We start from the raw sequence: 22,487 nt of genomic DNA on the forward strand, positions 1-22,487 counted from the left end.
AAGCTGTGGGAGCTGCGCTCCTACGACCAGGTCATCAAGCTGGAGCAGGAACGTCTCGTCTACCAGGCGAGGCTGCGTTCCCGCTTCGGCCGGGCGTGGCGCCGCAAGGCCCCGGTGGAGTCCCTGATGCCCCTGCGCCTGGCCCGCTACGGCGTCCCGCTGGCGGAGACGGCCCCGGAGGGCCTGGCGGCCGCGGGCATCGAGATCCCGTTGCTCCCGTCGGCCCGGTCGGCCCCGGCGGTGCCGCAGAGCGAACAGCGCCCCCAGCTGATCCCCGCGCCCCGTGCCGAGCAGCCCGTCCACGCCCCCGCGCCGGAGCCGGAGCCCGATCCGGAGGTGAACCCCTGGCTGCACGCCAGGAATCCCCAGCAGATCGAGTACCACGGCGACTACGACCCCACCTACGAGCCGCCCTACGACCCGCAGTACGCCGAGGATCAGTGGGCGGCCTGGTACGAGCAGGACCAGCAGGGTTATCAGCAGGGCTATCAGCAGGAATACCCGCAGGGACACCAGCAGGAGCCCCTGCCGGAGGAGTCCCCGGCGGAGACGACCGGCAGCTTCCCCATCCCCTCCGGCCCGGGCCGCACCCGTGAGCTCGGCGACGGCGGCGGCTCGGAGCCGACCGAGGAGGACTACTACCTGGTCTTCCGCGAGTCGATCAAGAGCGGCAACGGCGCCCCCACGCCGCGCGGCTTCATCGACGACGTCAACGCCACCTACGGCATGACGCTGGACGAGGCCGACGCCAAGCGGATGGTGACCCGCTTCACCAACCGCCTCAACGCGGAGATGGCGGACGAGCACATCGCCTGACCCACGCGGCTACGACGATGGGGGCGCCCGGTGTTCACCGGGCGCCCCCATCGTCGTCAAGCGGCTTGAGCGCTGGTCGCTGCGCGCTACTCGCTACTCGCTACTCGCCGAGCAGGCGCCGCACCCGCTCCTGGCCCACGGCCAGCAGCAGCGTGGGCAGACGCGGGCCGGTGTCCCGGCCGACGAGCAGGTGGTACAGCAGCGCGAAGAACGTCCGCTGGGCCGTCTTGATCTCCGCCGGCAGCTCCTTGGGCGTCGCGTCGGCCGAGAAGCCGGCCTGCACCTTCGGCACGCCGTACACGAGGTGGGTCAGCCCGTCGAGCGACCAGTGCTCGGCGAGACCGTCGAGCAGCAGCCGCAGGGACTGCTGGGACGCCTCGTCGAGGGACTTCAGCAGCTCGGCGTCGGGTTCGTCGCGCACGATGGTGCGCTGGTCGGCGGGGACCTGGGTGTTGATCCACGCCTCCGCCCGGTCGTAGCGCGGGCGGGCCTCGTCGAGGGAGCCGAGCGGGTTGTCGGGGTCGAGCTCGCTGAGGATCCGCAGCGCCTGGTCCTGGTGGCCGGCGGTGATGTCGGCGACGGACGCGAGGGTGCGGTACGGCAGGGGCCGCGGCGTCGTCGGCAGCTCACCGGCGGCGGTGCGCACCGCCCGCGCGTGGGCGGCGGCGTCGGCGGGCAGGACCGTCCCGTCGGCGACCTTGGCGTCGAGCTTGTCCCACTCGTCGTAGAGCCGCTGGATCTCCTGGTCGAAGGCGATCTTGAAGGACTGGTTGGGCCGGCGGCGGGCGTAGAGCCAGCGCAGGAGCTGCGGCTCCATGATCTTCAGGGCGTCGGCCGGGGTCGGGACACCGCCACGGGACGACGACATCTTGGCCATGCCGGAGATGCCCACGAACGCGTACATCGGGCCGATGGGCTGCTTGCCGCCGAAGATGCCGACGATCTGGCCGCCGACCTGGAAGCTCGACCCCGGGGAGGAGTGGTCGACACCGCTGGGCTCGAAGATGACGCCCTCGTAGGCCCAGCGCATGGGCCAGTCGACCTTCCAGACCAGCTTGCCGCGGTTGAACTCGTTCAGCCGGACGGTCTCGGAGAAGCCGCACACCGTGCAGGAGTAGGTCAGCTCGGTGGTGTCGTCGTCGTAGGACGTGACGGTGGTGAGGTCCTTCTCGCAGTTGCCGCAGTAGGGCTTGTACGGGAAGTAGCCGGCGGAGCCGGAGGAGCCGTCGTCCTCGGCCGCGGCGCCGGAGCCCTCGGCGGCCTCCAGCTCGGCCTCGTCGACCGGCTTCTGGGACTGCTTGGCCGGGGCCTTCTTCGTGCGGTACTGGGCGAGAACGGCGTCGATGTCGGCGCGGTGCCGCATGGCGTGCAGGATCTGCTCCCGGTACACCCCGGAGGTGTACTGGGCGGTCTGGCTGATCCCCTCGAACTCCACGCCGAGCTCGGCGAGCGAGGCGACCATCGCGGCCTTGAAGTGCTCGGCCCAGTTCGGGTACTCCGACCCGGCGGGCGCGGGCACCGAGGTGAGCGGCTTGCCGATGTGCTCGGCCCAGGAGACGTCGACACCGGCGATCCCGGCGGGCACCTTGCGGTACCGGTCGTAGTCGTCCCAGGAGATCAGGTGCCGCACCTGGTAGCCCCGGCGGCGGATCTCGTCGGCGACGAGGTGCGGGGTCATCACCTCGCGCAGGTTGCCGAGGTGGATCGGGCCCGACGGAGACAGCCCGGACGCGACGACGACCGGTTTGCCCGGGGCCCGACGCTCCGACTCCTCGATGACCTCATCCGCGAAACGGGAGACCCAGTCGGTGGTCTCGGTGCTCTGAGCCACGGGGCACGTCCTTCTTTCTCCAGGGGCAGCCGTACGGTCAACAGCCGCGCCCCCAGTTTAGGCGGCGCAGCCGCCACTCAGGGGCGCGGGGAACTGCGCGACCAGCCCCCACCGGCCCGCAGCCGCAAAAACCCTTTTACCCCCCGTGGGATACTGACCACGTCTAAGCAACCCACGAGGAGAACGGCTCCCACCCCATGGCCCCGGTCACGCCCCTAAGCGCCTCCGTCGAACAGCAGCTCACGTCCGCCCTCTCGGCAGCCCTGCCGGAGGCCACCGACGTGGACCCCCTGCTGCGACGCAGCGACCGGGCGGACTACCAGGCCAACGGCATCCTCGCCCTCGCCAAGAAGAACAAGGCGAACCCCAGGGAGCTGGCCACGCTGGTCGTCGGCAACATCACCACCGGCGATGTGATCAAGGACGTCGAGGTCTCGGGCCCCGGCTTCCTCAACATCACGCTCACCGACAAGGCGATCACCGAGAACCTCGCGCGGCGGTACGCGGACGCCGACCGCCTCGGCGTCGCCGCCAAGGCGGACCCCGGCATCACGGTCATCGACTACGCCCAGCCGAACGTGGCGAAGGAGATGCACGTCGGCCACCTGCGTTCCGCGGTCATCGGCGACGCGCTGCGCGGCATGCTCGACTTCACCGGCGAGAAGACGATCGGCCGGCACCACATCGGCGACTGGGGCACCCAGTTCGGCATGCTCATCCAGTACCTGCTGGAGCACCCGGGCGAGCTGGCCCCGGCGTCCGAGGTCGACGGCGAGCAGGCCATGTCGAACCTGAACCGGGTCTACAAGGCCTCGCGCGCGCTCTTCGACGCGGACGAGGACTTCAAGGAGCGCGCCAGGAAGCGGGTCGTCGCCCTCCAGTCCGGTGACAAGGAGACGCTCGACCTCTGGCAGCAGTTCGTGGACGAGTCGAAGGTCTACTTCTACTCGGTCTTCGAGAAGCTCGACATGGAGATCCGCGACGAGGAGATCGTCGGCGAGTCCGCGTACAACGACGGCATGCCGGAGACCGCCCGCCTCCTGGAGGAGATGGGTGTCGCCGTGCGCTCCGAGGGCGCGCTCGTCGTCTTCTTCGACGACATCCGTGGCAAGGACGACCAGCCGGTGCCGCTGATCGTGCAGAAGGCGGACGGCGGCTTCGGGTACGCGGCCTCCGACCTGACCGCGATCCGCAACCGCGTCCAGGACCTGCGTGCCACCTCCCTGATCTACGTCGTGGACGTGCGCCAGTCGCTGCACTTCAAGATGGTCTTCGAGACCGCCCGCCGGGCCGGCTGGCTGACCGACGAGGTCACCGCCCACAACATGGGCTACGGCACGGTGCTGGGCGCGGACGGCAAGCCGTTCAAGACGCGTGAGGGCGAGACCGTACGGCTGGAGGACCTGCTCGACGAGGCGGTGCAGCGGGCCGCCGAGGTCGTCCGGGAGAAGGCGCAGGACCTCACCGAGGACGAGATCCAGGAGCGGGCCGCGCAGGTGGGCATCGGCGCGGTGAAGTACGCCGACCTGTCGACGTCCCCGAACCGGGACTACAAGTTCGACCTGGACCAGATGGTCTCGCTGAACGGCGACACGTCCGTGTACCTCCAGTACGCGTACGCCCGTATCCAGTCGATCCTGCGCAAGGCGGGCGACGTACGGCCGGCCGCGCACCCGGAGCTGGAACTGCACGCTGCGGAGCGGGCGTTGGGCCTGCACCTCGACGCGTTCGGCGACACGGTCTTCGAGGCGGCCGCGGAGTACGCACCGCACAAGGTGGCGGCGTATCTGTACCAACTGGCCACGTTGTTCACGTCGTTCTACGACAAGTGCCCGGTGATCAAGCCCGCACCGCCGAAGGACATCGCGGAGAACCGTCTGTTCCTGTGCGACATGACGGCCCGCACCCTCCACCAGGGCATGGCGCTGCTGGGCATCCGGACGCCCGAGAAGCTCTGACCTGCTCCTCATCGCTCGACCGCGGCCCCGCCAGGACCTCCTGGCGGGGCCGTTGTCAGTGGCCGGCCCTACAGTCGCCGACATGGCGACTCTTCCCAACCCGCTGCCCCAGCTGGCCACCGACCCGAGCGGACGGTCCCTCGGGCTTCAACTCCCGCCCGGGAGACTCATCGACGACACCGACACGGGCCGGTGGCACGAGCCTCTGCTGTGGCACGCGGACAAGGCGGCGGCCCCCGGCACATGGTCGGCGCTGGGCGTGCGGGCCGGGCGGGCGGGACTGCTGCCCGTCCTCGTCGACCTGGGCGGATCCCAGGGCGGCCCGGAGAGCTGGGAGTTGATGCCCGGCGAGATGTCCTACCCCGGGGACCACGACGCGGACGACGTGCTCGCGGAGTTCTGGGAGGAGTACGCGCCCGAGGACGAGGAGTGGCCCGGCCTCGGTGAGACCAGGCCCGGCGCGACCGCCACCCCGGACGTGAGGGCCGCCGAGGTCGCCGACGCCCTGTCCGCGCAGTGCCCCTCCTGGTTCAAGGACCCGCATCTCGCCCTGGTGTCCGCCCGTCGCAGCGCGGACATCCCGGCGGCCGTCGGCTGGAGCGGCCCGCTGAACCACGAGAACGACACGGCGCGGCTGTGCACCGTCCTGCGCTCCTGGGAGGACCGCTTCGGCATACGCGTGGTGGGCCTCGGCTTCGACATCCTGGTGGTGTCCGTCGCCGCCCCGCCCGCCACGCTCACGGAGGCCGAGGAGGTGGCGGCGGAGCACTTCGCCTTCTGCCCCGACAACATCGAGCAGTCCGGACCGGGCAGCCTGGAGGCGTACGCCAAGGACCTCATCGGCGAGCACACGTGGACGTTCTGGTGGGACTGACGGGACCGGGACCGGTACCGGCTATATCTGGCTGAGCCCCTTGTTCAGGCGGCGCAGGCCCTCGGCGATCTCCTCCGGTGTCTGCGTGACGAAGCACAGGCGCAGGGTCGAGCGGTCGGGTTCGCCGGCGTAGAAGGGCGCGCCGGGGACGTAGGCCACGTCGTGCTCGACGACCTTGCGCAGCAGCGCGGTGGTGTCGTAGGTGTCCGGCAGGCGGGCCCAGAGGAACATGCCGCCCTCGGGCCGGTTCCAGGTCGAGCCCGGCGGAAGCGCGTCGGGCAGTCCGGCGAGCAGGGCGTCCCGGCGCTCGCGGTAGACCCCGGCCACGCGGGCGACGTGCGCGTCGAGGTCGGAGTCGGCCAGGTAGCGGGCTGCGGCCAGTTGGTTGACGGTCGGGGTGTGCAGGTCGGCGGCCTGCTTGGCGACGGCGCAGGCGCGGCGGAGTTCGGCGGGGGCGCGCAGCCAGCCCAGTCGCAGCCCGGGGGCCATGACCTTGGAGAAGGAGCCGAGCAGGACCGTGCGGTCGGCGGCGTCGTCGTAGGAGGCGATCCAGGGGACGCGCTCACCGTCGTAGCGGAGTTCGCCGTAGGGGTCGTCCTCGACGATCCACAGCCCGTGCCGGGCGGCGACGGAGGCGATGGCGGCCCGGCGTTCGGCGGACAGGGTGCGGCCGGTGGGGTTCTGGAAGGTGGGGACGGTGTAGAGCAGCTTGGGCCGCTCGCGCGCCACGAGGTCGGCCAGCGCCTGCGGATCGGGGCCGTCGGCGTCACCGGGGACGGGCAGGACTCTTGCTCCGGCCAGCCCGAAGACCTGGAGGGCAGCGAGATAGCAGGGGTCCTCGACGAGGACGGTGTCACCGGGGTCGAGCAGCGCGGTGGCGAGAAGGGAGAGGGCCTGCTGGGAGCCGGTGGTGACGAGGAGTTCGTCGGCGTCGGCGGCGAGCCCCCGGGCGCGGTACCGCTCGGCGAGCCGGCCCCGCAGCGCGGGTTCGCCCTCGGTGGTGGCGTACTGGAGGGCCTGGGCCGGGGTCTCCTCCAGCACGTGCCGGAAGGCGGCCGCGACGCCGTCGCGGTCGAAGACGTCCGGTGCGGGCAGTCCGCCCGCGAAGTTGATCACTTCCGGGCGGGCGGTGACGGCGAGGATGTCCCGCACGGGCGACCCGCCGACGCTCCGGGCACGGGCGGCGAGGGGCGGGACGGCGGCGGCCCGGGCGGGGGACTGTCCGACGGAGGCGGTGGTCATGAGGCGGCTCCTTGGATGCGGCGGACGGGTGGTGACGAACGGTGCCCGACCGCAGCCTAGGGAGGTAGGTGCCGCCTACATGCGAGTTTCCGGGATACGGACGAACACTGCGGGCCGACGGCCTTCCGCGTCCCACGACGAGTCCCGCCGGCACACCGTTCCCGCAGGTCACCGGGGGTGGGACGGGCCAGGCGTCCCGAATCCGGCGGCAGTTGTGGCTTCCGGCCGCGGTCTGCGGCCAGGCTGAAGGCCGCTCCCGGTCCCCTCCCCACCACCGGCACGGAAGGTCCGCTCATGTCCGCACGCCCCGCCCGCATCCGCGTCCTCGCCGCCGCGCTGACGGCCCTCGCCGCGCTGGTGCTCACGGGGTGCCGCGACGGCCAGGGCCTGCGCGACGAGGGCCCGTCCTCCGAGGGCCTGCCCCCGATCGGAGCCGCCGCCGTCGCGCCCGACGGGTCCCGCTGAGGCAGGCCCTACGACACGTCCGTGGTGCCTTCCTTCACCCACGCCGAGCCATCGAGCGGGAACTCGTAGGCCGGGCGCCCGTTGTTGCCGCTCGTGCGGAAGGGACGGCCGTGGTCGTCCAGGACCAGCGTCCCGTGCCGCGAACCACTGGCCCAGTCCAGCTCCAGGTACCAGCGGACGTCGTACGCGGAGGCGTCGGCCTTCACATAGAGGACCTCCGGGTCGGACTCGCTCACCTTGAACGGGAAGTCCCGGTGCCCCGCCTCGGGCACGACGGCGGGCCGCGCGGCGTCGAGGGCGACGGTGAAGGACCGCGTCGGAACGTTGCCGCCGCAGCCGACGCCGGGATAGGCCATCGCGTAGTCGTTCCAGGCGAGCGGCGACCGCTTGCCCGCTGTGTGGACCCTGAGCCGTTGCAGCACCACGGTCTCCCCGCCGGTGCCCTGCACGGTCAGCGTCAGATACTGCTCGCCCGACGAGACCGCCCCCATCGCGGCCACCCACGCCGGCGCGTCGTCCTCCGTGGGCGGCCGCTTGACCTTCGCCGCCGGCAGGTCGCTCAAGTAGCGCTGGGAGCACGGGCTCTCCCAGGTGTACGGCCGTACGTCCACGGTGAGCGGCGGGGCGGCGGTGTCGGCCGAGGGGGTGGCGCCGCCGGAGACGGAAGCGGAAGCGGAAGCCCCGGCCTGCGCGGTGTCCCCGGCGGACGGCGAGGGCGACGGCGAGGCACCGGAGGGCGACGCGGACACGCCCTTGCCGGCGCCGCCGACGGCTGCCGTCGCTCCGCGCCCGGGAGAGGCGGCCCCGACGGCCCGACCATCACCGTCACCCCGACCGCCCGGCAGGTTCGCCGCGTAGGCGACAGCACCGAGCACAGCGGCGACAGCGATCCCGGCGAGCACGGCGACGGCCGTACGGGGGCGGAGGCGTCGACGGGGGTGGGGGGAGGGGGCGGCGGGGTCGCCGGGGCCGACGGTCGGCGGCTCCTCCGGCTCCCGCACCCGCCCCTCCGCCGGCCCCGGCTCCTCAAACCCAGGTGCCACCGGCTCCGGCTTCTCAAGACCAGGCGCCGCCGATCCCGATCCCGACCCCGATCCCTTCCTCCCCCGGCTCGCGTCGGCCAGGACCCAGCGTCGGTGGAGTTCGACGAGTTCAGCGGGTTGGGCCTTGCAGAGGCGGGCCAGCCGTTCGACGGGGGCGTAGTCCGTCGGTACGGCGTCCCCGTTGCAGTACCGGTGCAGGGTCGACGTACTCATGTGGAGCCGTCGGGCGAGCGTGCCGTAGCTCAGCCCGGAACGGTCCTTCAACTCCCGCAGAAGGGCCGCGAATTCGTCCGCGCTCCCCTGGGCCGTACCACCGTCCGACACGTTTCCTCCATCCCCCGCGTCCCATCCCACCGTTCCAGGGAATGGGCGTTTCCCCAGGTCAGAACCTGTTTCAGCGTTCCAGTGTCCCTGATCGTCCGTCGGCTGTGGCGGCCGGGACGGATCACCGCACAGGCTTCGGTCATCCAAGCACGCCGCCGGGTCCGACCGGCCGCTACGAAAGGGAATCCGCCATGCGCACCCACCGCACCGCCCGTACCGCCCGCTCCACCCGCTCCCGTGCCCGACTGCTCGCCGCCACCGGAGTGGCGCTCGCCGCCTTCGCCCTGACGGCGTGTGAGAACGGGACGGGCACGAAGGACGAGGGCGCGGCCCAGCCGAGCACGACGTCGGCGTCACCGTCGGCCACCACGGCGGGCAAGGAAACCACGGGCACCACCGGGACCACGGGCACCGGCACCGGCACCGGCACCGGCACCGGCGGATCGGCCTCCGGTACGACGGCCTCCGGCGGCACGGGGACCTCGAAGGGCACGTCGGGCGGTTCGGGAAAGTCGTCGTCGAAGGGAGGCGCGGCGAAGAAGGGCGCGAGCGACCCGAACGCCCCGGAGAACCGCGTCCTGTGCAACGGCTCCAACACCACCGTCACCGTGCAGCCGGTGTCCCGCCCGCTCAACCACCTGCTGATCACGGTCAGGAACACCGGCTCGAAGCTGTGCGACATGCCGTACTACCCGGTGCTCCGGTTCGACGAGATGCAGTGGGCGCCGCAGCCGATGGAGAGCAGCCGGCCGCAGGCGGTGACGACCCTCGCGCCCGGTGAGTCCGGCTACGCGGGCGTCCTGCTGTCGTCCGCCGACGGCAGCGGCGACGCCGGCACCACCGGCCACAAGCTCGCGGTCGGCTTCCAGGGCCTCACCCCGCTCAGCGACGGAGGCCCCGCGGCGACGCCCGCGCTGCCCGCGAAGGGCGTGTACTACGACAGCACCCTGTCGGTGACGTACTGGCTGCGGGACCAGGACGACGCCCTGTCCTACTGATCCCTACCGGGCGTCGCGCAGCTTCTGCGCGGCCTCGGTGGCCCAGTAGGTGAGGATGGTGCGCGCGCCGGCCCGCTTGATGCCGGTGAGGGTCTCGAAGATGGCCCGGTCCCGGTCGACCCAGCCCTTCTCGGCGGCGGCCTCGATCATCGAGTACTCGCCGGAGATCTGGTACGCGGCGACCGGCACGTCGACGGAGTCGGCGACGCGGGCGAGGATGTCGAGGTAGGGGCCGGCCGGCTTGACCATCACCATGTCGGCGCCCTCTTCGAGGTCGAGGGCGAGCTCGCGCAGGGACTCGCGCCAGTTGGCGGGGTCCTGCTGGTAGGTCTTGCGGTCGCCCTGCAGCGAGGAGCCGACGGCCTCGCGGAAGGGCCCGTAGAAGGCGGAGGAGTACTTGGCGGTGTAGGCGAGGATGGCGACGTCCTCGCGGCCGATCTGGTCGAGGGCGTCACGGACGACCCCGATCTGGCCGTCCATCATCCCGCTGGGCCCGACGACATGGGCGCCGGCGTCGGCCTGCACCTGAGCCATCTCGGCGTACCGCTCCAGGGTGGCGTCGTTGTCGACGCGGCCGTGCTCGTCGAGCACACCGCAGTGCCCGTGATCGGTGGTCTCGTCGAGACACAGGTCCGACATCACGAGCAGCTCGTCACCGACCTCGGCCCGCACATCGCGGAGGGCGACCTGAAGAATCCCGTCCGGATCGGTACCGGGCGTCCCGAGAGCGTCCTTCTTGCTCTCCTCGGGCACCCCGAACAGCATGATCCCGGAGACCCCGGCCTCGACGGCCTCGACGGCAGCCTTCTTCAGGCTGTCCCGGGTGTGCTGCACGACGCCGGGCATGGCCGCGATGGGCACCGGCTCACTGACGCCCTCCCGCACGAAGGCGGGCAGGATGAAGTCGGCGGGATGCAGCCGGGTCTCGGCAACCATGCGCCGCATGACAGGACTGGTACGCAGCCGCCGCGGCCGCGCGCCTGGAAAAGAACCGTACTTCGCCATACGCCCTACGCTACGCCCGCCAGAACCCCCCACTTACCGACGCAAAGTCGGCCCCACCGGAAACACCGACGCACCGACTCGGGTGGCGGGTGGGCAGAGGCCCGGGGGTCTGGGGGCGGAGCCCCCAGGGCCGACCACCCCACCCACCCGCACAACACAACTCAGCTCAGCGCAACTCAGGTAGCCCGACGCCTCCGCGCCCCCGGCCGCCTCTCACTGGGCCGAGTAACAGGATCCCCGGCCTCCACGGCGGCAGCCCTCCGCTTCAGACCGAAGTCCGCCAACGCCTCCGCCAGCTTGTGCACGCTCGGCTCCGGAGCCATCACGTCCACCCGCAGCCCGTGCTCCTCGGCGGTCTTGGCCGTGGCCGGGCCGATACACGCGATCACCGTGACGTTGTGCGGCTTGCCCGCGATACCGACCAGGTTCCGCACGGTCGACGACGACGTGAACAGCACCGCGTCGAAACCGCCCCCCTTGATCGCCTCCCGCGTCTCCGCCGGCGGCGGCGAGGCCCGCACGGTCCGGTAGGCCGTGACGTCGTCGACCTCCCACCCGAGCTCGATGAGCCCGGCGACCAGCGTCTCCGTGGCGATGTCGGCCCGCGGCAGGAACACCCGGTCGATCGGGTCGAAGACGGGGTCGTACGGCGGCCAGTCCTCCAGCAGCCCCGCCGCGCTCTGCTCCCCGCTCGGCACCAGATCCGGCTTCACGCCGAAGGCGATCAGCGCCTTGGCGGTCTGCTCACCCACCGCCGCGACCTTGATCCCGGCGAAGGCCCGCGCGTCGAGCCCGTACTCCTCGAACTTCTCCCGCACGGCCTTGACGGCGTTCACCGAGGTGAAGGCGATCCACTCGTAACGCCCCGTCACGAGCCCCTTCACGGCCCGCTCCATCTGCTGGGGCGTGCGCGGCGGCTCGACGGCGATCGTCGGCACCTCGTGCGGCACGGCCCCGTACGACCGCAGCTGGTCGGAGAGCGACACCGCCTGCTCCTTGGTCCGCGGCACGAGTACCTTCCAGCCGAACAGCGGCTTGGACTCGAACCACGCCAGCTGGTCGCGCTGGGCGGGGGCGGAACGCTCGCCGACCACGGCTATCACCGGCCGGCCGCCGTCCGGCGACGGCAGCACCTTCGCCTGCTTCAGCGTCTGCGCGATCGTCCCGAGGGTGGCGCTCCACGTCCGCTGACGCGTCGTCGTACCGGCGACGGTGACCGTGAGGGGCGTGTCGGGCTTGCGGCCGGCCGCGACCAGTTCACCGGCGGCCGCGGCCACGGAGTCGAGCGTCGTGGAGACGACGACCGTCCCGTCGGACGCGCCGACCTCGGTCCAGCACCGGTCCGACGCCGTACGGGCGTCCACGAACCGTACGTCCGCGCCCTGGGCGTCCCGCAGCGGCACACCCGCGTACGCGGGCACACCGACCGCCGCCGCGATGCCCGGCACGACCTCGAAGGGCACACCGGCCGCCGCGCAGGCGAGCATTTCCTCCGCCGCGTACGTATCAAGTCCTGGGTCCCCGGACACCGCACGGACGACCCGCCTGCCGCCCCGCGCGGCCTCCATGACAAGATGTGCGGCATCCCGCACCGCGGGACCAGCAGCGGTTGTTGACGCGCCGTCAACAACCGTCGGCTGAGGCGTGCCCGTGCCCGGAACCGGGTCCACAGCGGACCCCGGATCCAGGTGCGTGACGCCTGGCCTGGCGTGCACGCCCACGACGTCGAGCACCTCGTGCTCGGCGACGAGGACGTCCGCGCTCGCCAGCGCCTCCACGGCGCGCAGAGTCAGCAGTCCCGGATCCCCGGGTCCGGCACCGAGGAAGGTGACGTGCCCGTGTTCAGGACCGGCGGCAGGAAGGGCGGTGGGGCTCACTGTGCTCGCTCCCCCATCAGACCGGCCGCGCCCTGGACGAGCATCTCGGCGGCGAGTTCGCGACCGAGCGTCATCGCCCGCTCGTGCGTCTCGGGCACGGGACCGGTGGTGGACAGCTGCACCGTACGGGTGCCGTCGGTCGTGCCGACGACGGCCCGCAGGCGCATTTCCTTGACAATCTGCCCGTCGGCCAGCAGGTCGGCCAGCGCGCCCACAGGGGCGCTGCAGCCGGCCTCCAGGGCGGCGAGCAGGGACCGCTCGGCGGTCACGGCGGCCCGGGTGAACGGGTCGTCGAGTTCGGCGAGCGCGGCGATCAGCTCCGCGTCGGCCGCGCTGCATTCGATCGCCAGCGCCCCCTGGCCGGGAGCGGGCAGAACGGTGTCGACCGACAGGAAGTCGGTCACCTCGTCGGCACGGCCGATCCGGTTGAGTCCGGCGGCGGCCAGGACCACGGCGTCCAGCTCGCCGTCGTGGACGTACCGGATGCGGGTGTCGACGTTCCCGCGGATCGGGACGGTCTCGATGTCGAGGCCGTGGGCGCGTGCGTACGCGTTGAGCTGCGCCATGCGGCGCGGCGAACCGGTGCCGATGCGCGCCCCGCGCGGGAGGTCGGTGAACTTCAGCGCGTCCCGGGCGACGATCACGTCCCGGGGGTCCTCGCGCACCGGTACGGCGGCCAGGACGAGTTCCTCGGGCTGCGTGGTCGGCAGGTCCTTCAGCGAGTGAACCGCGAAGTCGACCTCGCCCCGGATCAGCGCGTCGCGCAGCGCGGTGACGAACACGCCGGTGCCGCCGATCTGCGCGAGCGCCTCACGGGACACATCGCCGTACGTGGTGATCTCGACGAGTTCGACGGGCCGTCCGGTGACCCGGCGGACGGCGTCCGCCACCTGCCCGGACTGGGCCATGGCGAGCTTGCTCCGCCTGGTCCCGAGCCTCAGTGCCCTCTCCGTCATCGTGGCCCTCGGTTCTTCTCGGTGCTGTCCTCGGCCCGGGAGACGGCGGCGACCGTCTCGGGGTCGAGGTCGAACAGGGTCCGCAGGGCGTCCGCGTACCCGGCGCCGCCGGGCTCGGCGGCGAGCTGCTTGACCCGTACGGTCGGCGCGTGCAGCAGTTTGTCCACGACGCGCTTCACGGTCTGGGTGATCTCGCTGCGGTGCTTGTCGTCGAGGCCGGGCAGCCGCCCTTCGAGGCGGGCGATCTCGGTGGCGACGACGTCCGCGGCCATGGCGCGCAGGGCGACCACGGTGGGCGTGATGTGGGCGGCCCGCAGCGCGGCGCCGAAGGCGGCGACCTCGTCGGACACGATCCGCCGCACCTGGTCGACGTCCGCCGCCATCGGGGCGTCCGCGGAGGCCTCGGCGAGCGACTCGATGTCCACCAGGCGCACCCCGGCGAGCCGGTGCGCGGCCGCGTCGATGTCGCGCGGCATGGCGAGGTCGAGCAGGAACAGCACGGGTTCGGGGCGCAGGGCGTCGGCGGTGGGCTCGGGCCTGCGCCGCTCCGGGATCCGGCCGACGGTGGCGGCGGTCGCGGCGAGTGCGGTGATCAGTTCGGCGTCGGTCTCGGCGCGCCGGCGGGCGTCCTCGCGGCGCTCGACGACCGTGCCCTTGTCGACCCACGCGGCGTGCTGTTCGAGCGTCGCCGCGTCCATCCCGGCGACGGCGGCCTCCCCCATGACGGAGAAGCCGGGCTGTACGGCGGACAGGTCGAGCGGACAGTTCTCGTCGTCGGCCGGGCCCGTGCGGCCGCGAGCGGGCGTGCCGCCCTGGGCGGTACGGACCCGGTCGGCGCCGGGCTGCGCGAGCGGCCCCCGGCCGGCACCGGCGTCCGGCGTGCCCAAGGCGACGCGCCCGTCCACCGCCGCGGCGACCGCCTCGGCCGTCAGCACCAGCCCCGTCGCCCCGGTACAGGACACCGCGACGTCGGCACGTGTCAGCTCGGCCGGCACCGATTCCATCGGTACCGCGCGGGCCGTCACGTGCGTTCCGTCGGCGTCGTTGAGGATCTGGGCGAGCCGCTCGGCGCGCTCGAAGGTGCGGTTGGCGACGGCGATCTCGTCGACCCCGGCGCGCGCGAGGGTCGCGGCGGCCAGCGAGGACATCGACCCGGCGCCGATGACCAGCGCCTTCTTCCCGGCGGCCCAGCCCGGCACCTCGGCGCCCCGGGCGAGCTGCTCCAGGCCGAAGGTCACCAGGGACTGCCCGGCCCGGTCGATGCCGGTCTCGGAGTGGGCGCGCTTGCCGACGCGCAGGGCCTGCTGGAACAGGTCGTTCATCAGCCGGCCGGCGGTGTGCAGGTCCTGCGCCTGGGCGAGGGAGTCCTTTATCTGGCCGAGGATCTGGCCCTCGCCGACGACCATGGAGTCCAGTCCGCAGGCCACCGAGAACATGTGGTGGACGGCCCGGTCCTCGTAGTGCACGTACAGATAAGGGGTGAGCTCGTCCAGACCGACGCCGCTGTGCTGGGCGAGGAGGGTGGACAGCTCGGCGACGCCCGCGTGGAACTTGTCCACGTCGGCGTAGAGCTCGATGCGGTTGCAGGTGGCGAGGACGGCGGCCTCGGCGGCGGGCTCGGCGGCGACGGTGTCCTGGAGCAACTTGATCTGCGCGTCGGTGCTCAGCGAGGCCCGCTCCAGCACGCTGACCGGTGCGCTGCGGTGGCTCAGTCCTACGACGAGAAGGCTCATGCCGGCATCACGGCGGGTACGTCCCCGTCGGGCCCCTGGTCGGCGGCGGAGTCGCCGCGGGTGACGGCGGCCGGCCCGGTGCCGTCGGGCAGCGCGGCCTCCTCGCCGGCCTTGCGCTGCTCGTGGAAGGCGAGGATCTGCAGCTCGATCGACAGATCCACTTTCCGCACGTCCACGCCGTCCGGGACGGACAGCACGGTCGGCGCGAAGTTCAGAATGGAGGTGACCCCGGCGGCCACGAGCCGGTCGCAGACCTGCTGGGCGACGCCCGGCGGGGTGGTGATCACGCCGATGGAGACGCCGTTGTCGGAGATGATCTTCTCCAGGTCGTCGCTGTGCTGCACGGCGATCCCGGCGACCTGCCGTCCGGTCATGGCCGGGTCGGCGTCGATGAGGGCGGCGACCCGGAACCCCCTGGACGCGAACCCGCCGTAGTTGGCGAGAGCGGCGCCGAGGTTACCGATACCGACGATGACAACCGGCCAGTCCTGAGTGAGCCCGAGCTCACGCGAGATCTGGTAGACGAGATACTCGACGTCGTAGCCGACGCCACGGGTCCCGTACGAACCCAGGTACGAGAAGTCCTTGCGCAGCTTGGCGGAGTTGACCCCGGCCGCGGCCGCGAGCTCCTCGGAGGAGACCGTGGGGACCGAGCGCTCCGACAGCGCGGTCAGGGCGCGGAGGTACAGCGGAAGCCGGGCGACCGTGGCCTCGGGAATCCCTCGGCTACGGGTCGCCGGTCGGTGAGTTCGGCCAGTTGCCACGGTGCTCCTGCGGGTAGAGCGGGGCTGCAGGCGGTCGTACGTCCCCAGACCGCCCCGTCGAATGCAGGCTATGTCTTTGTGAACGCGTGCACAAAGATGGTGTCCGATTTGCCCGGCCAACGTGACCGGGGTCACGCGCTTCGCTCCTGGGGGCAAAACAGCTCACGCTCCTCGTGAATCCCGCCCCCAAGACCAACTCGCCGTCGATCCTAAGCGACTTTCGGACCACTTTGGACTACCCGGTCAGTTCCCGGCGCAGCCGCTCCTCGTTCACGCGCCAGAAGGTGTGCTGCGCCCCGTCGACGAGCACCACGGGAATCTGCTCCCAGTACTGGTCGTGCAGGTGCGGATCCTCGGTGATGTCCTTCTTCTCCCAGGGCACCCCGAGATCACCGCAGACCTTCTCGATGACGATCTGTGCCTCGTCACACAGATGACAGCCGGGCTTGCCGATCAACGTCACGAGCCGGTCCTGCGGGGCGGGGCCCTTCCGGCGGAAAAGGGGAGTCATGCTCTCCATTCTCACGCCGCCGTACGGGTGGCCGCCGACACCTCCCGCCCGCGCGCGACAGCGCGGCTTTTACGGTGTGGTCGCGGAGAGTTCACACCTTCGAACCTCGCGGCTGACGGAAGCACCGAACAAACTGGCTATGCTCACGCCATGGCCGCTCTCGGATGGCTCACTCCCCGTAGGCGCTCCGCCACGGCGCGGAGCGTGTTGGCAGGCGAGGCCTCGGCGGAGGCTGCGCGCAAGTCGGTCCCCGAATCCGCCGTCGAGGAAGAAGAGGGGAAGGAACCCCAGTTCCCGGTGCTCGGCGACGACCGGGCCGCCGCCTTCTTCGACCTGGACAACACGGTGATGCAGGGCGCCGCGCTCTTCCACTTCGGCCGGGGCCTGTACAAGCGGAAGTTCTTCGAGACCCGCGACCTGGTCAGGTTCGCCTGGCAGCAGGCGTGGTTCCGCCTGGCGGGCGTCGAGGACCCCGAGCACATGCAGGACGCCCGCGACTCGGCCCTGTCGATCGTCAAGGGCCACCGGGTCTCCGAGCTGATGTCGATCGGCGAGGAGATCTACGACGAGTACATGGCCGAGCGCATCTGGCCCGGCACGCGCGCACTGGCCCAGGCGCACCTGGACGCGGGCCAGAAGGTGTGGCTGGTGACGGCGGCGCCGGTGGAGATCGCCCAGGTCATCGCCCGCCGCCTGGGACTCACGGGCGCGCTGGGCACGGTGGCAGAGTCGGTCGACGGCGTCTACACGGGCAAGCTGGTGGGCGAGCCGCTGCACGGCCCGGCGAAGGCGGAGGCGGTACGCGCCCTGGCGGCGGCGGAGGGCCTGGACCTCACCCGCTGCGCGGCCTACAGCGACAGCCACAACGACATCCCGATGCTGTCCCTGGTCGGCCACCCCTACGCGATCAACCCGGACACGAAACTCCGCAAACACGCCCGGGAGCTGGACTGGCGTCTGCGCGACTACCGCACCGGCCGCAAGGCGGCGAAGGTGGGCATCCCCGCGGCCGCGGGCGTCGGCGCGGTGGCCGGCGGCACGGCGGCGGCCATCGCCCTGAGCCGCCGTCGCCGTTGACCGGCGCGCACGGATCGGCCCGACCTGATCATCTCGGCCAACGCGCCCGCGGGAACCGGCCAATCCCACCGTCGTACCCCGCACCGCCCCCATCCATGCGCCTTGTCCGCGCACAGCCACAACACGCCCCGTACCAGCCCGCAATACGAACCTTTTCGATCAACAACCGCTCACTCTGCGGTACTTGATCGGGCGTCAATCGGTTACAGAAGCGACGTAATCGATGATTTGAGCAACTGGGTGTAGCAGCGCCTGCACGAAGCGTTATTCTCCTCAGACGCAAACCGGTACCCCCTCCGTCGCTACGACGGGTGAACGGTCCCGCACTGCACGTGATGGAAGCTCTGCCTCTGGGAGTCCCGTGTACCCACACGTCGGGGTTGACGCCTCGGGCCTGGCTACGCTGCGCGCAACTGTCGCAACGGTCAAAGAGACGCTGCGCGGCCTCGTCCCCACCGCGTACGCCGTCCCCGCCTTCGCCGCCACCGCACCGGTCGGCCCGTGCTACGCACTGGCCGACGGCCTCGAGCAGGTGCCGGCGCGGGGCGCCGTCGTCGAGGGGCGGCGGTCGGGCGACACGCGGGCGGCCGGCAGACGGGGACGCCCGGCGGCCGGCGCCGCCACCACCGCGCGCCGACCCGCCGCCGACAGCGACAGCGCCCGGATGATGGACCTCGTGGAGCGCGCCCAGGCCGGCGAGGCCGACGCCTTCGGCCGCCTCTACGACCAGTACAGCGACACCGTCTACCGCTACATCTACTACCGCGTCGGCGGCAAGGCGACCGCCGAGGACCTCACCAGCGAGACGTTCCTGCGCGCCCTGCGCCGCATCGGCACCTTCACCTGGCAGGGCCGCGACTTCGGCGCCTGGCTCGTCACCATCGCCCGCAACCTCGTCGCCGACCACTTCAAGTCCAGCCGCTTCCGCCTGGAAGTCACCACCGGCGAGATGCTCGACGCCAACGAGGTCGAGCGCTCCCCCGAGGACTCCGTCCTGGAGTCCCTCTCCAACGCCGCGCTTCTCGACGCCGTGCGCCGGCTCAACCCCCAGCAGCAGGAGTGCGTGACCCTCCGCTTCCTGCAGGGCCTGTCCGTCGCCGAGACCGCGCGCGTGATGGGCAAGAACGAGGGCGCCATCAAGACCCTCCAGTACCGCGCCGTCCGCACCCTGGCCCGCCTCCTGCCGGACGACGCCCGCTGAGCTGACCCCACGCAGCCGTACCCCCACGCTCCGCGATCCCCAACTCACGGTCAGTGAAAGTCCGTTGGCTTCCCGATCCGATCATCCGCAGTCCGTAACCCAAGTGCCGCGCCAGTCGTTGTGCGGGATGCAGGCTCCCTGTGGTCACGTACCGGCCGACCCCGATCACCCGATCGTGGGGAATCGGTCGCGTGCGTGCAACCCCGAGGACCCCCGGGGAGTCGACCGTCATGACGAGAGGAGGTGCCGCCAGTGATCGCGAACGTATCGGTGCACCGGCGGGCGAACGCCTTCGCCCAGGCCCTGGAGCAGCAGTCCGATCAGGGCACGGCGGCCGAGCAGACCGAAGGACCGGCACCGGCGCCGGCCGCTGCGGACCAGACCGAGCAGGGCCAGCTCCTGGCCCTCGCCACCGGCCTCGCCGAGCTGCCCAGACCGGAGCTCGACCCCGAGGTCAAGGTCGTCCAGCGGGCCCAGCTGGTGGCCGCCATGGAGGCCATGCTCCAGGAAGGCACGCTCGGAGGCGAGACGTCGGACCCTTCGGTGCCCGAGCAGCGCGCACGCGGCCGGGGCGCTCACCGGGCGAGCCCACTGGGCAAGTTCCGGCCCCGCTCCCGGCTCGCCAAGGGCCTCACCGCGGGCGGACTCAGCGTCGGCGTCGCCGCGGGTGCCTTCGGCGGAGTCGCCGCGGCCAGCTCCGACGCCCTCCCCGGTGACTCGCTCTACGGGCTCAAGCGCGGCATCGAGGACTTCAAGCTGAACTACCTCGCCGACGGCGACAGCGAGCGCGGCGAGGCGTTCCTCGACCAGGCGTCGACGCGCCTGAGCGAGGCCCGGCGGCTCCTGGAGCGCGGCAGGAGCGGCCCCCTCGACCACGAGTCCCTCGGCGAGATCCGCCGCACCCTGACCGGCATGCAGTACGACGCGTCCGAGGGACACCGGCTGCTGCACGAGGCGTATGAGCGCGACCCCGACTCCCTGGGCCCCATGCAGGCCCTGTCGGCGTTCTCCCGCTCGCACCGGGAGGTGTGGAGCGCCGTGCGCGACCGCCTGCCGGTCCAGCTCGGGGACGTCAGTCAGCAGGTGTCGTCGGTGCTCGACGCCATAGAGCAGGAAGTCGCCCCGCTGCAGTCTCTCCTCCCCCAGCCTCCCGCCCAGGGCGGCGGCTCGGGAGTGCGCGAGGGCACGGACTCGTCGTCCGCGGACACCTCCGGCACCGGCGGCGACACCACCCCCGGCACGGGCCAGGGCTCGGCCCCCGGCGCCCACCAGTCCGGCTCCCCGAGCACGTCCGCGGACTCCTCCACCCAGGACGACGGCCTGCTCGGCGGCAACACCGGCGGCCTCCTGGACCCCCCGCTGGGCTCCACGCCGACCTCCCCGCCCTCAACCCCCACCCCCGAGCCGGAAGTCACCATCAAACCCCTGCTCCCGGGCCTCCTCCCGGGTCTGGGCATCGACAGCGACGACGCGACCTAGATCCTGGCAGCCAGTACGACGTTGGGGCGCCCTTCCGGAGAAGGGCGCCCCAACGTCGTACTGCCGAACCGCTCAGAAGAACACCGACCGCCGCTGCACGAGCAGCTTGTACAGCGTGTGCTGGATCTGTTCTCTGACCTGGTCCGTCAGGTTGAACATCAGCATCGGGTCGTCCGCCGCCTCCGGCGGATAGCCGTCCGTCGGGATCGGCTCACCGAACTGGATCGTCCACTTGGTGGGCAGCGGGATCGCCCCCAGCGGACCCAGCCACGGAAACGTGGGCGTCAACGGGAAGTACGGGAAACCCAGCACCCGGGCGAGCGTCTTCGCGTTGCCGATCATCGGGTAGATCTCCTCCGCCCCGACGATCGAGCACGGAATGATCGGCGCGCCCTTGCGCAGCGCCGTCGAGACGAAGCCGCCCCGGCCGAAGCGCTGAAGCTTGTAGCGCTCGCCGAACGGCTTGCCGATGCCCTTGAAGCCCTCCGGCATCACACCGACCAGCTCGCCCTGCCCCAGCAGCCGTTCCGCGTCCTCCGCGCAGGCCAGCGTGTGCCCCAGCTTGCGGGCCAGCTCATTGACGACGGGCAGGACGAACACCAGGTCCGCGGCGAGCAGCCGCAGATGACGGCCCGCCGGGTGGTGGTCGTGCACCGCCACCTGCATCATCAGCCCGTCCAGCGGCAGCGTCCCCGAGTGGTTGGCGACGATCAGCGCCCCGCCCTCCGCCGGGATGTTCTCGACGCCCTTCACCTCGACCCGGAAGTACTTCTCGTACACCGGCCGCAGCAGCGACATCAGGACCTGGTCGGTGAGCTCCTCGTCGTAGCCGAAGTCGTCGACCTCGTAGTCACCCGTGAGGCGGCGCCGCAGGAACGACAGGCCGCCGGCGATCCGCCGCTCCAGCCCCCCGCCCATCCGGGACGACCTCTCCTCACCCGACGCCTCACCCGACGATCCACCCGACACATCACCCGACACCTCACCGGTCACGGGAACATCATCCTGCCTGCCCGCCCTGCCGGGCAGGGGCTGGACCTCACCGATCTCGCGCACCTCGCGCACCGGCACGGGCTGCTCGCCCCCCTTGCGCCGGCTGATCCCCGCGCTCCGGCGCCGCGGCGACCGCTGCACGGCGCTCCCCCGGGACCGGTCGTCGTCGAACGGAATGACCTTGGCGTCCGCCATCGTTGATGCGCTCCTCAGTTGGCGCTGTGGCTCAGGGAGTGGCCGCCGCCCAGCACGGGCAGCGCGGCAATCCGGTCGACGGCCCCCGCGAGGGCCTCCGGCGGCAGCAGTCCGGGTCCCTGACTGCGTGCGAAGTCGGCGAAGGTCTCGGCCGTCGTGTACTTCGGCCGGAACCCGAGCGTGTCGCGCATCTGGTCCGTCGCCACGACCCGGCCGTGGGTGAGCAGCCGGATCTGCTCGGGCGAGAAGTCCGTCATGCCCAGCGTACGCACCAGGGAGCCCGCCCACGTGACGGCGGGCAGCAGCAACGGCACGGTGGGCCGACCGAGCCGCCGCGAACACTGCGACAGCAGCAGCACCCCGTCGCCCGCGATGTTGAACGTGCCGCTGTTGAGGGTGCCGCGCGCCGGCTCGTGCGAGGCGATCCGCAGCACCTCGATGACGTCGTCCTCGTGCACGAACTGCAACCGGGGGTCGTACCCGAACACCGTGGGCAGCACGGGCAGCGAGAAGTACGAGACGAGCGGCGTCTCGGCGGTCGGCCCGAGGATGTTGGCGAACCGCAGCACGCACACCGCGACATCGGGCCGCCGCCGGGCGAACCCGCGCACATACCCCTCGACCTCGACGGTGTCCTTGGCGAAGCCACCGCTGGGCAGCGACTTGGCCGCGGTGGTCTCGGTGAACACGGCCGGATCGCGCGGCGCGGACCCGTAGACATTGGTGCTGGACTTGATCACCAGCCGCTTCACGCTCGGCGACTTCTGGCAGGCGCCGAGGAGCTGCATGGTGCCGATGACGTTGGTCTCCTTGACCGTCGCCCGGCTTCCGCTGCCCAGCGCGGTGGCCGTCACATCCATGTGGACGACCGTGTCGGCGCCGCTCTCGGCGAGCACCCGGGCGATGGTGGGCTGCCGGATGTCGGTCTGGACGAACTCGGCCCCGCCGAGATGGTGCTCGGGCCGCACGGCGTCCACGGCGACGACCCTGTCGACCTCCGGGTCGCGCTGGATCCGTCGTACGAACCGGCCCCCCAGCTGACGGGCCACTCCGGTCACGAGCACGACCTTGCCCACGATCAGCGCCTTCCTCTCGGGAGCTGGTTCTACAGGTTGTTCCACCGGTTTCCCCGATGAGGCCAACTT

The 22,487-nt window shown here is 71.7% G+C and carries 18 protein-coding genes and 1 pseudogene; 8 read left to right on the forward strand and 11 right to left on the reverse strand.

Going from position 1 to position 22,487, the window contains the following annotated elements; translation table 11 throughout:
- Window positions 1-816 (forward strand): annotated as a pseudogene (locus ACZ5NW_RS37425) (DUF2637 domain-containing protein); the annotation flags it as partial.
- A 100-nt stretch (window positions 817-916) separates the two neighbouring features.
- Here ACZ5NW_RS37425 and lysS read toward each other — a convergent pair.
- Window positions 917-2,647 (reverse strand): lysine--tRNA ligase, encoded by a 1,731-nt coding sequence (gene lysS / locus ACZ5NW_RS37430; protein ID WP_468748516.1) that lies wholly within the window; start codon window positions 2,645-2,647, stop codon window positions 917-919.
- A 197-nt stretch (window positions 2,648-2,844) separates the two neighbouring features.
- On the opposite strand from lysS, the gene argS reads away from it, so the two are divergent.
- Both argS and ACZ5NW_RS37440 read left to right on the forward strand, forming a co-directional pair.
- The gene (argS, locus tag ACZ5NW_RS37435; RefSeq protein WP_468748517.1) at window positions 2,845-4,605 is read left to right on the forward strand and encodes an arginine--tRNA ligase; all 1,761 of its coding nucleotides are present in this window, start codon (window positions 2,845-2,847) and stop codon (window positions 4,603-4,605) included.
- 82 nt (window positions 4,606-4,687) lie between these two features.
- Window positions 4,688-5,479: a DUF4253 domain-containing protein gene (locus tag ACZ5NW_RS37440; RefSeq protein WP_468748518.1), complete on the forward strand. Its 792-nt coding sequence runs from the start codon at window positions 4,688-4,690 to the stop codon at window positions 5,477-5,479.
- Between the two features lie 21 nt (window positions 5,480-5,500).
- On the opposite strand, the gene ACZ5NW_RS37445 is transcribed toward ACZ5NW_RS37440, so the two are convergent.
- Window positions 5,501-6,721: an aminotransferase-like domain-containing protein gene (locus ACZ5NW_RS37445; RefSeq protein ID WP_468748519.1), complete on the reverse strand. Its 1,221-nt coding sequence runs from the start codon at window positions 6,719-6,721 to the stop codon at window positions 5,501-5,503.
- 294 nt (window positions 6,722-7,015) lie between these two features.
- On the opposite strand from ACZ5NW_RS37445, the gene ACZ5NW_RS37450 reads away from it, so the two are divergent.
- The gene (locus ACZ5NW_RS37450) at window positions 7,016-7,186 is read left to right on the forward strand and encodes a hypothetical protein (protein ID WP_468748520.1); all 171 of its coding nucleotides are present in this window, start codon (window positions 7,016-7,018) and stop codon (window positions 7,184-7,186) included.
- An 8-nt stretch (window positions 7,187-7,194) separates the two neighbouring features.
- On the opposite strand, the gene ACZ5NW_RS37455 is transcribed toward ACZ5NW_RS37450, so the two are convergent.
- Window positions 7,195-8,553, reverse strand: coding sequence for a helix-turn-helix domain-containing protein (locus tag ACZ5NW_RS37455; RefSeq protein WP_468748521.1), 1,359 nt, complete (start codon window positions 8,551-8,553; stop codon window positions 7,195-7,197).
- 191 nt (window positions 8,554-8,744) lie between these two features.
- On the opposite strand from ACZ5NW_RS37455, the gene ACZ5NW_RS37460 reads away from it, so the two are divergent.
- Complete coding sequence (locus ACZ5NW_RS37460) at window positions 8,745-9,551, forward strand: DUF4232 domain-containing protein (RefSeq protein WP_468748522.1); 807 nt, start codon at window positions 8,745-8,747, stop codon at window positions 9,549-9,551.
- Between the two features lie 3 nt (window positions 9,552-9,554).
- On the opposite strand, the gene hemB is transcribed toward ACZ5NW_RS37460, so the two are convergent.
- The 6 genes from hemB to ACZ5NW_RS37490 all read right to left on the reverse strand — a co-directional run bounded on the left by hemB (window position 9,555) and on the right by ACZ5NW_RS37490 (window position 16,397).
- Window positions 9,555-10,556, reverse strand: a complete 1,002-nt coding sequence (gene hemB, locus ACZ5NW_RS37465; protein ID WP_468748523.1) for a porphobilinogen synthase — start codon at window positions 10,554-10,556, stop codon at window positions 9,555-9,557.
- Window positions 10,557-10,732: 176 nt separating this feature from the next.
- Complete coding sequence (locus ACZ5NW_RS37470; protein WP_468748524.1) at window positions 10,733-12,433, reverse strand: bifunctional uroporphyrinogen-III C-methyltransferase/uroporphyrinogen-III synthase; 1,701 nt, start codon at window positions 12,431-12,433, stop codon at window positions 10,733-10,735.
- The gene (gene hemC, locus ACZ5NW_RS37475; RefSeq protein ID WP_468748525.1) at window positions 12,430-13,389 is read right to left on the reverse strand and encodes a hydroxymethylbilane synthase; all 960 of its coding nucleotides are present in this window, start codon (window positions 13,387-13,389) and stop codon (window positions 12,430-12,432) included. Before hemC ends, ACZ5NW_RS37470 begins: the two co-directional genes overlap by 4 nt.
- The gene (locus ACZ5NW_RS37480) at window positions 13,386-15,122 is read right to left on the reverse strand and encodes a glutamyl-tRNA reductase (RefSeq protein WP_468748526.1); all 1,737 of its coding nucleotides are present in this window, start codon (window positions 15,120-15,122) and stop codon (window positions 13,386-13,388) included. The genes hemC and ACZ5NW_RS37480 overlap by 4 nt, the downstream gene beginning before the upstream one ends.
- Window positions 15,119-15,886: a redox-sensing transcriptional repressor Rex gene (locus tag ACZ5NW_RS37485; protein ID WP_468748527.1), complete on the reverse strand. Its 768-nt coding sequence runs from the start codon at window positions 15,884-15,886 to the stop codon at window positions 15,119-15,121. Before ACZ5NW_RS37485 ends, ACZ5NW_RS37480 begins: the two co-directional genes overlap by 4 nt.
- 235 nt (window positions 15,887-16,121) lie before the next feature.
- Window positions 16,122-16,397, reverse strand: a complete 276-nt coding sequence (locus tag ACZ5NW_RS37490) for a glutaredoxin family protein (RefSeq protein ID WP_468748528.1) — start codon at window positions 16,395-16,397, stop codon at window positions 16,122-16,124.
- A 150-nt stretch (window positions 16,398-16,547) separates the two neighbouring features.
- On the opposite strand from ACZ5NW_RS37490, the gene ACZ5NW_RS37495 reads away from it, so the two are divergent.
- The 3 genes from ACZ5NW_RS37495 (at window position 16,548) to ACZ5NW_RS37505 (ending at window position 20,154) form a co-directional block, all read left to right on the forward strand.
- Window positions 16,548-17,474, forward strand: coding sequence for an HAD family hydrolase (locus ACZ5NW_RS37495; protein ID WP_468748529.1), 927 nt, complete (start codon window positions 16,548-16,550; stop codon window positions 17,472-17,474).
- A 361-nt stretch (window positions 17,475-17,835) separates the two neighbouring features.
- Window positions 17,836-18,675: an ECF subfamily RNA polymerase sigma factor, BldN family gene (locus ACZ5NW_RS37500; RefSeq protein WP_468748530.1), complete on the forward strand. Its 840-nt coding sequence runs from the start codon at window positions 17,836-17,838 to the stop codon at window positions 18,673-18,675.
- 252 nt (window positions 18,676-18,927) lie between these two features.
- Complete coding sequence (locus ACZ5NW_RS37505) at window positions 18,928-20,154, forward strand: DUF5667 domain-containing protein (protein ID WP_468748531.1); 1,227 nt, start codon at window positions 18,928-18,930, stop codon at window positions 20,152-20,154.
- Between the two features lie 72 nt (window positions 20,155-20,226).
- Here ACZ5NW_RS37505 and ACZ5NW_RS37510 read toward each other — a convergent pair whose 3' ends face one another.
- Both ACZ5NW_RS37510 and ACZ5NW_RS37515 read right to left on the reverse strand, forming a co-directional pair.
- Window positions 20,227-21,342 carry a lysophospholipid acyltransferase family protein gene (locus ACZ5NW_RS37510; RefSeq protein WP_468748532.1) on the reverse strand — a complete coding sequence of 372 codons (1,116 nt, stop codon included), beginning with the start codon at window positions 21,340-21,342 and terminating at the stop codon, window positions 20,227-20,229.
- 14 nt (window positions 21,343-21,356) lie between these two features.
- A complete protein-coding gene (locus ACZ5NW_RS37515; protein ID WP_468748538.1) occupies window positions 21,357-22,418 on the reverse strand; it encodes an NAD-dependent epimerase/dehydratase family protein in 1,062 nt (353 codons plus the stop codon).
- Between the last annotated feature and the right edge of the window lie 69 nt (window positions 22,419-22,487).

The organism is Streptomyces sp. NPDC032126 (assembly GCF_055580085.1).

Coding starts and splice junctions, on each gene's coding strand:
- ACZ5NW_RS37490 (WP_468748528.1), bottom strand. CDS start 16,397: ATGACTCCCCTTTTCCGCCGGAAGGGCCCCGCCCCGCAGGACCGGCTC.
- ACZ5NW_RS37450 (WP_468748520.1), top strand. CDS start 7,016: ATGTCCGCACGCCCCGCCCGCATCCGCGTCCTCGCCGCCGCGCTGACG.
- ACZ5NW_RS37440 (WP_468748518.1), top strand. CDS start 4,688: ATGGCGACTCTTCCCAACCCGCTGCCCCAGCTGGCCACCGACCCGAGC.
- hemB (WP_468748523.1), bottom strand. CDS start 10,556: ATGGCGAAGTACGGTTCTTTTCCAGGCGCGCGGCCGCGGCGGCTGCGT.
- hemC (WP_468748525.1), bottom strand. CDS start 13,389: ATGACGGAGAGGGCACTGAGGCTCGGGACCAGGCGGAGCAAGCTCGCC.
- ACZ5NW_RS37495 (WP_468748529.1), top strand. CDS start 16,548: ATGGCCGCTCTCGGATGGCTCACTCCCCGTAGGCGCTCCGCCACGGCG.
- ACZ5NW_RS37445 (WP_468748519.1), bottom strand. CDS start 6,721: ATGACCACCGCCTCCGTCGGACAGTCCCCCGCCCGGGCCGCCGCCGTC.
- ACZ5NW_RS37480 (WP_468748526.1), bottom strand. CDS start 15,122: ATGAGCCTTCTCGTCGTAGGACTGAGCCACCGCAGCGCACCGGTCAGC.
- ACZ5NW_RS37460 (WP_468748522.1), top strand. CDS start 8,745: ATGCGCACCCACCGCACCGCCCGTACCGCCCGCTCCACCCGCTCCCGT.
- argS (WP_468748517.1), top strand. CDS start 2,845: ATGGCCCCGGTCACGCCCCTAAGCGCCTCCGTCGAACAGCAGCTCACG.
- ACZ5NW_RS37510 (WP_468748532.1), bottom strand. CDS start 21,342: ATGGCGGACGCCAAGGTCATTCCGTTCGACGACGACCGGTCCCGGGGG.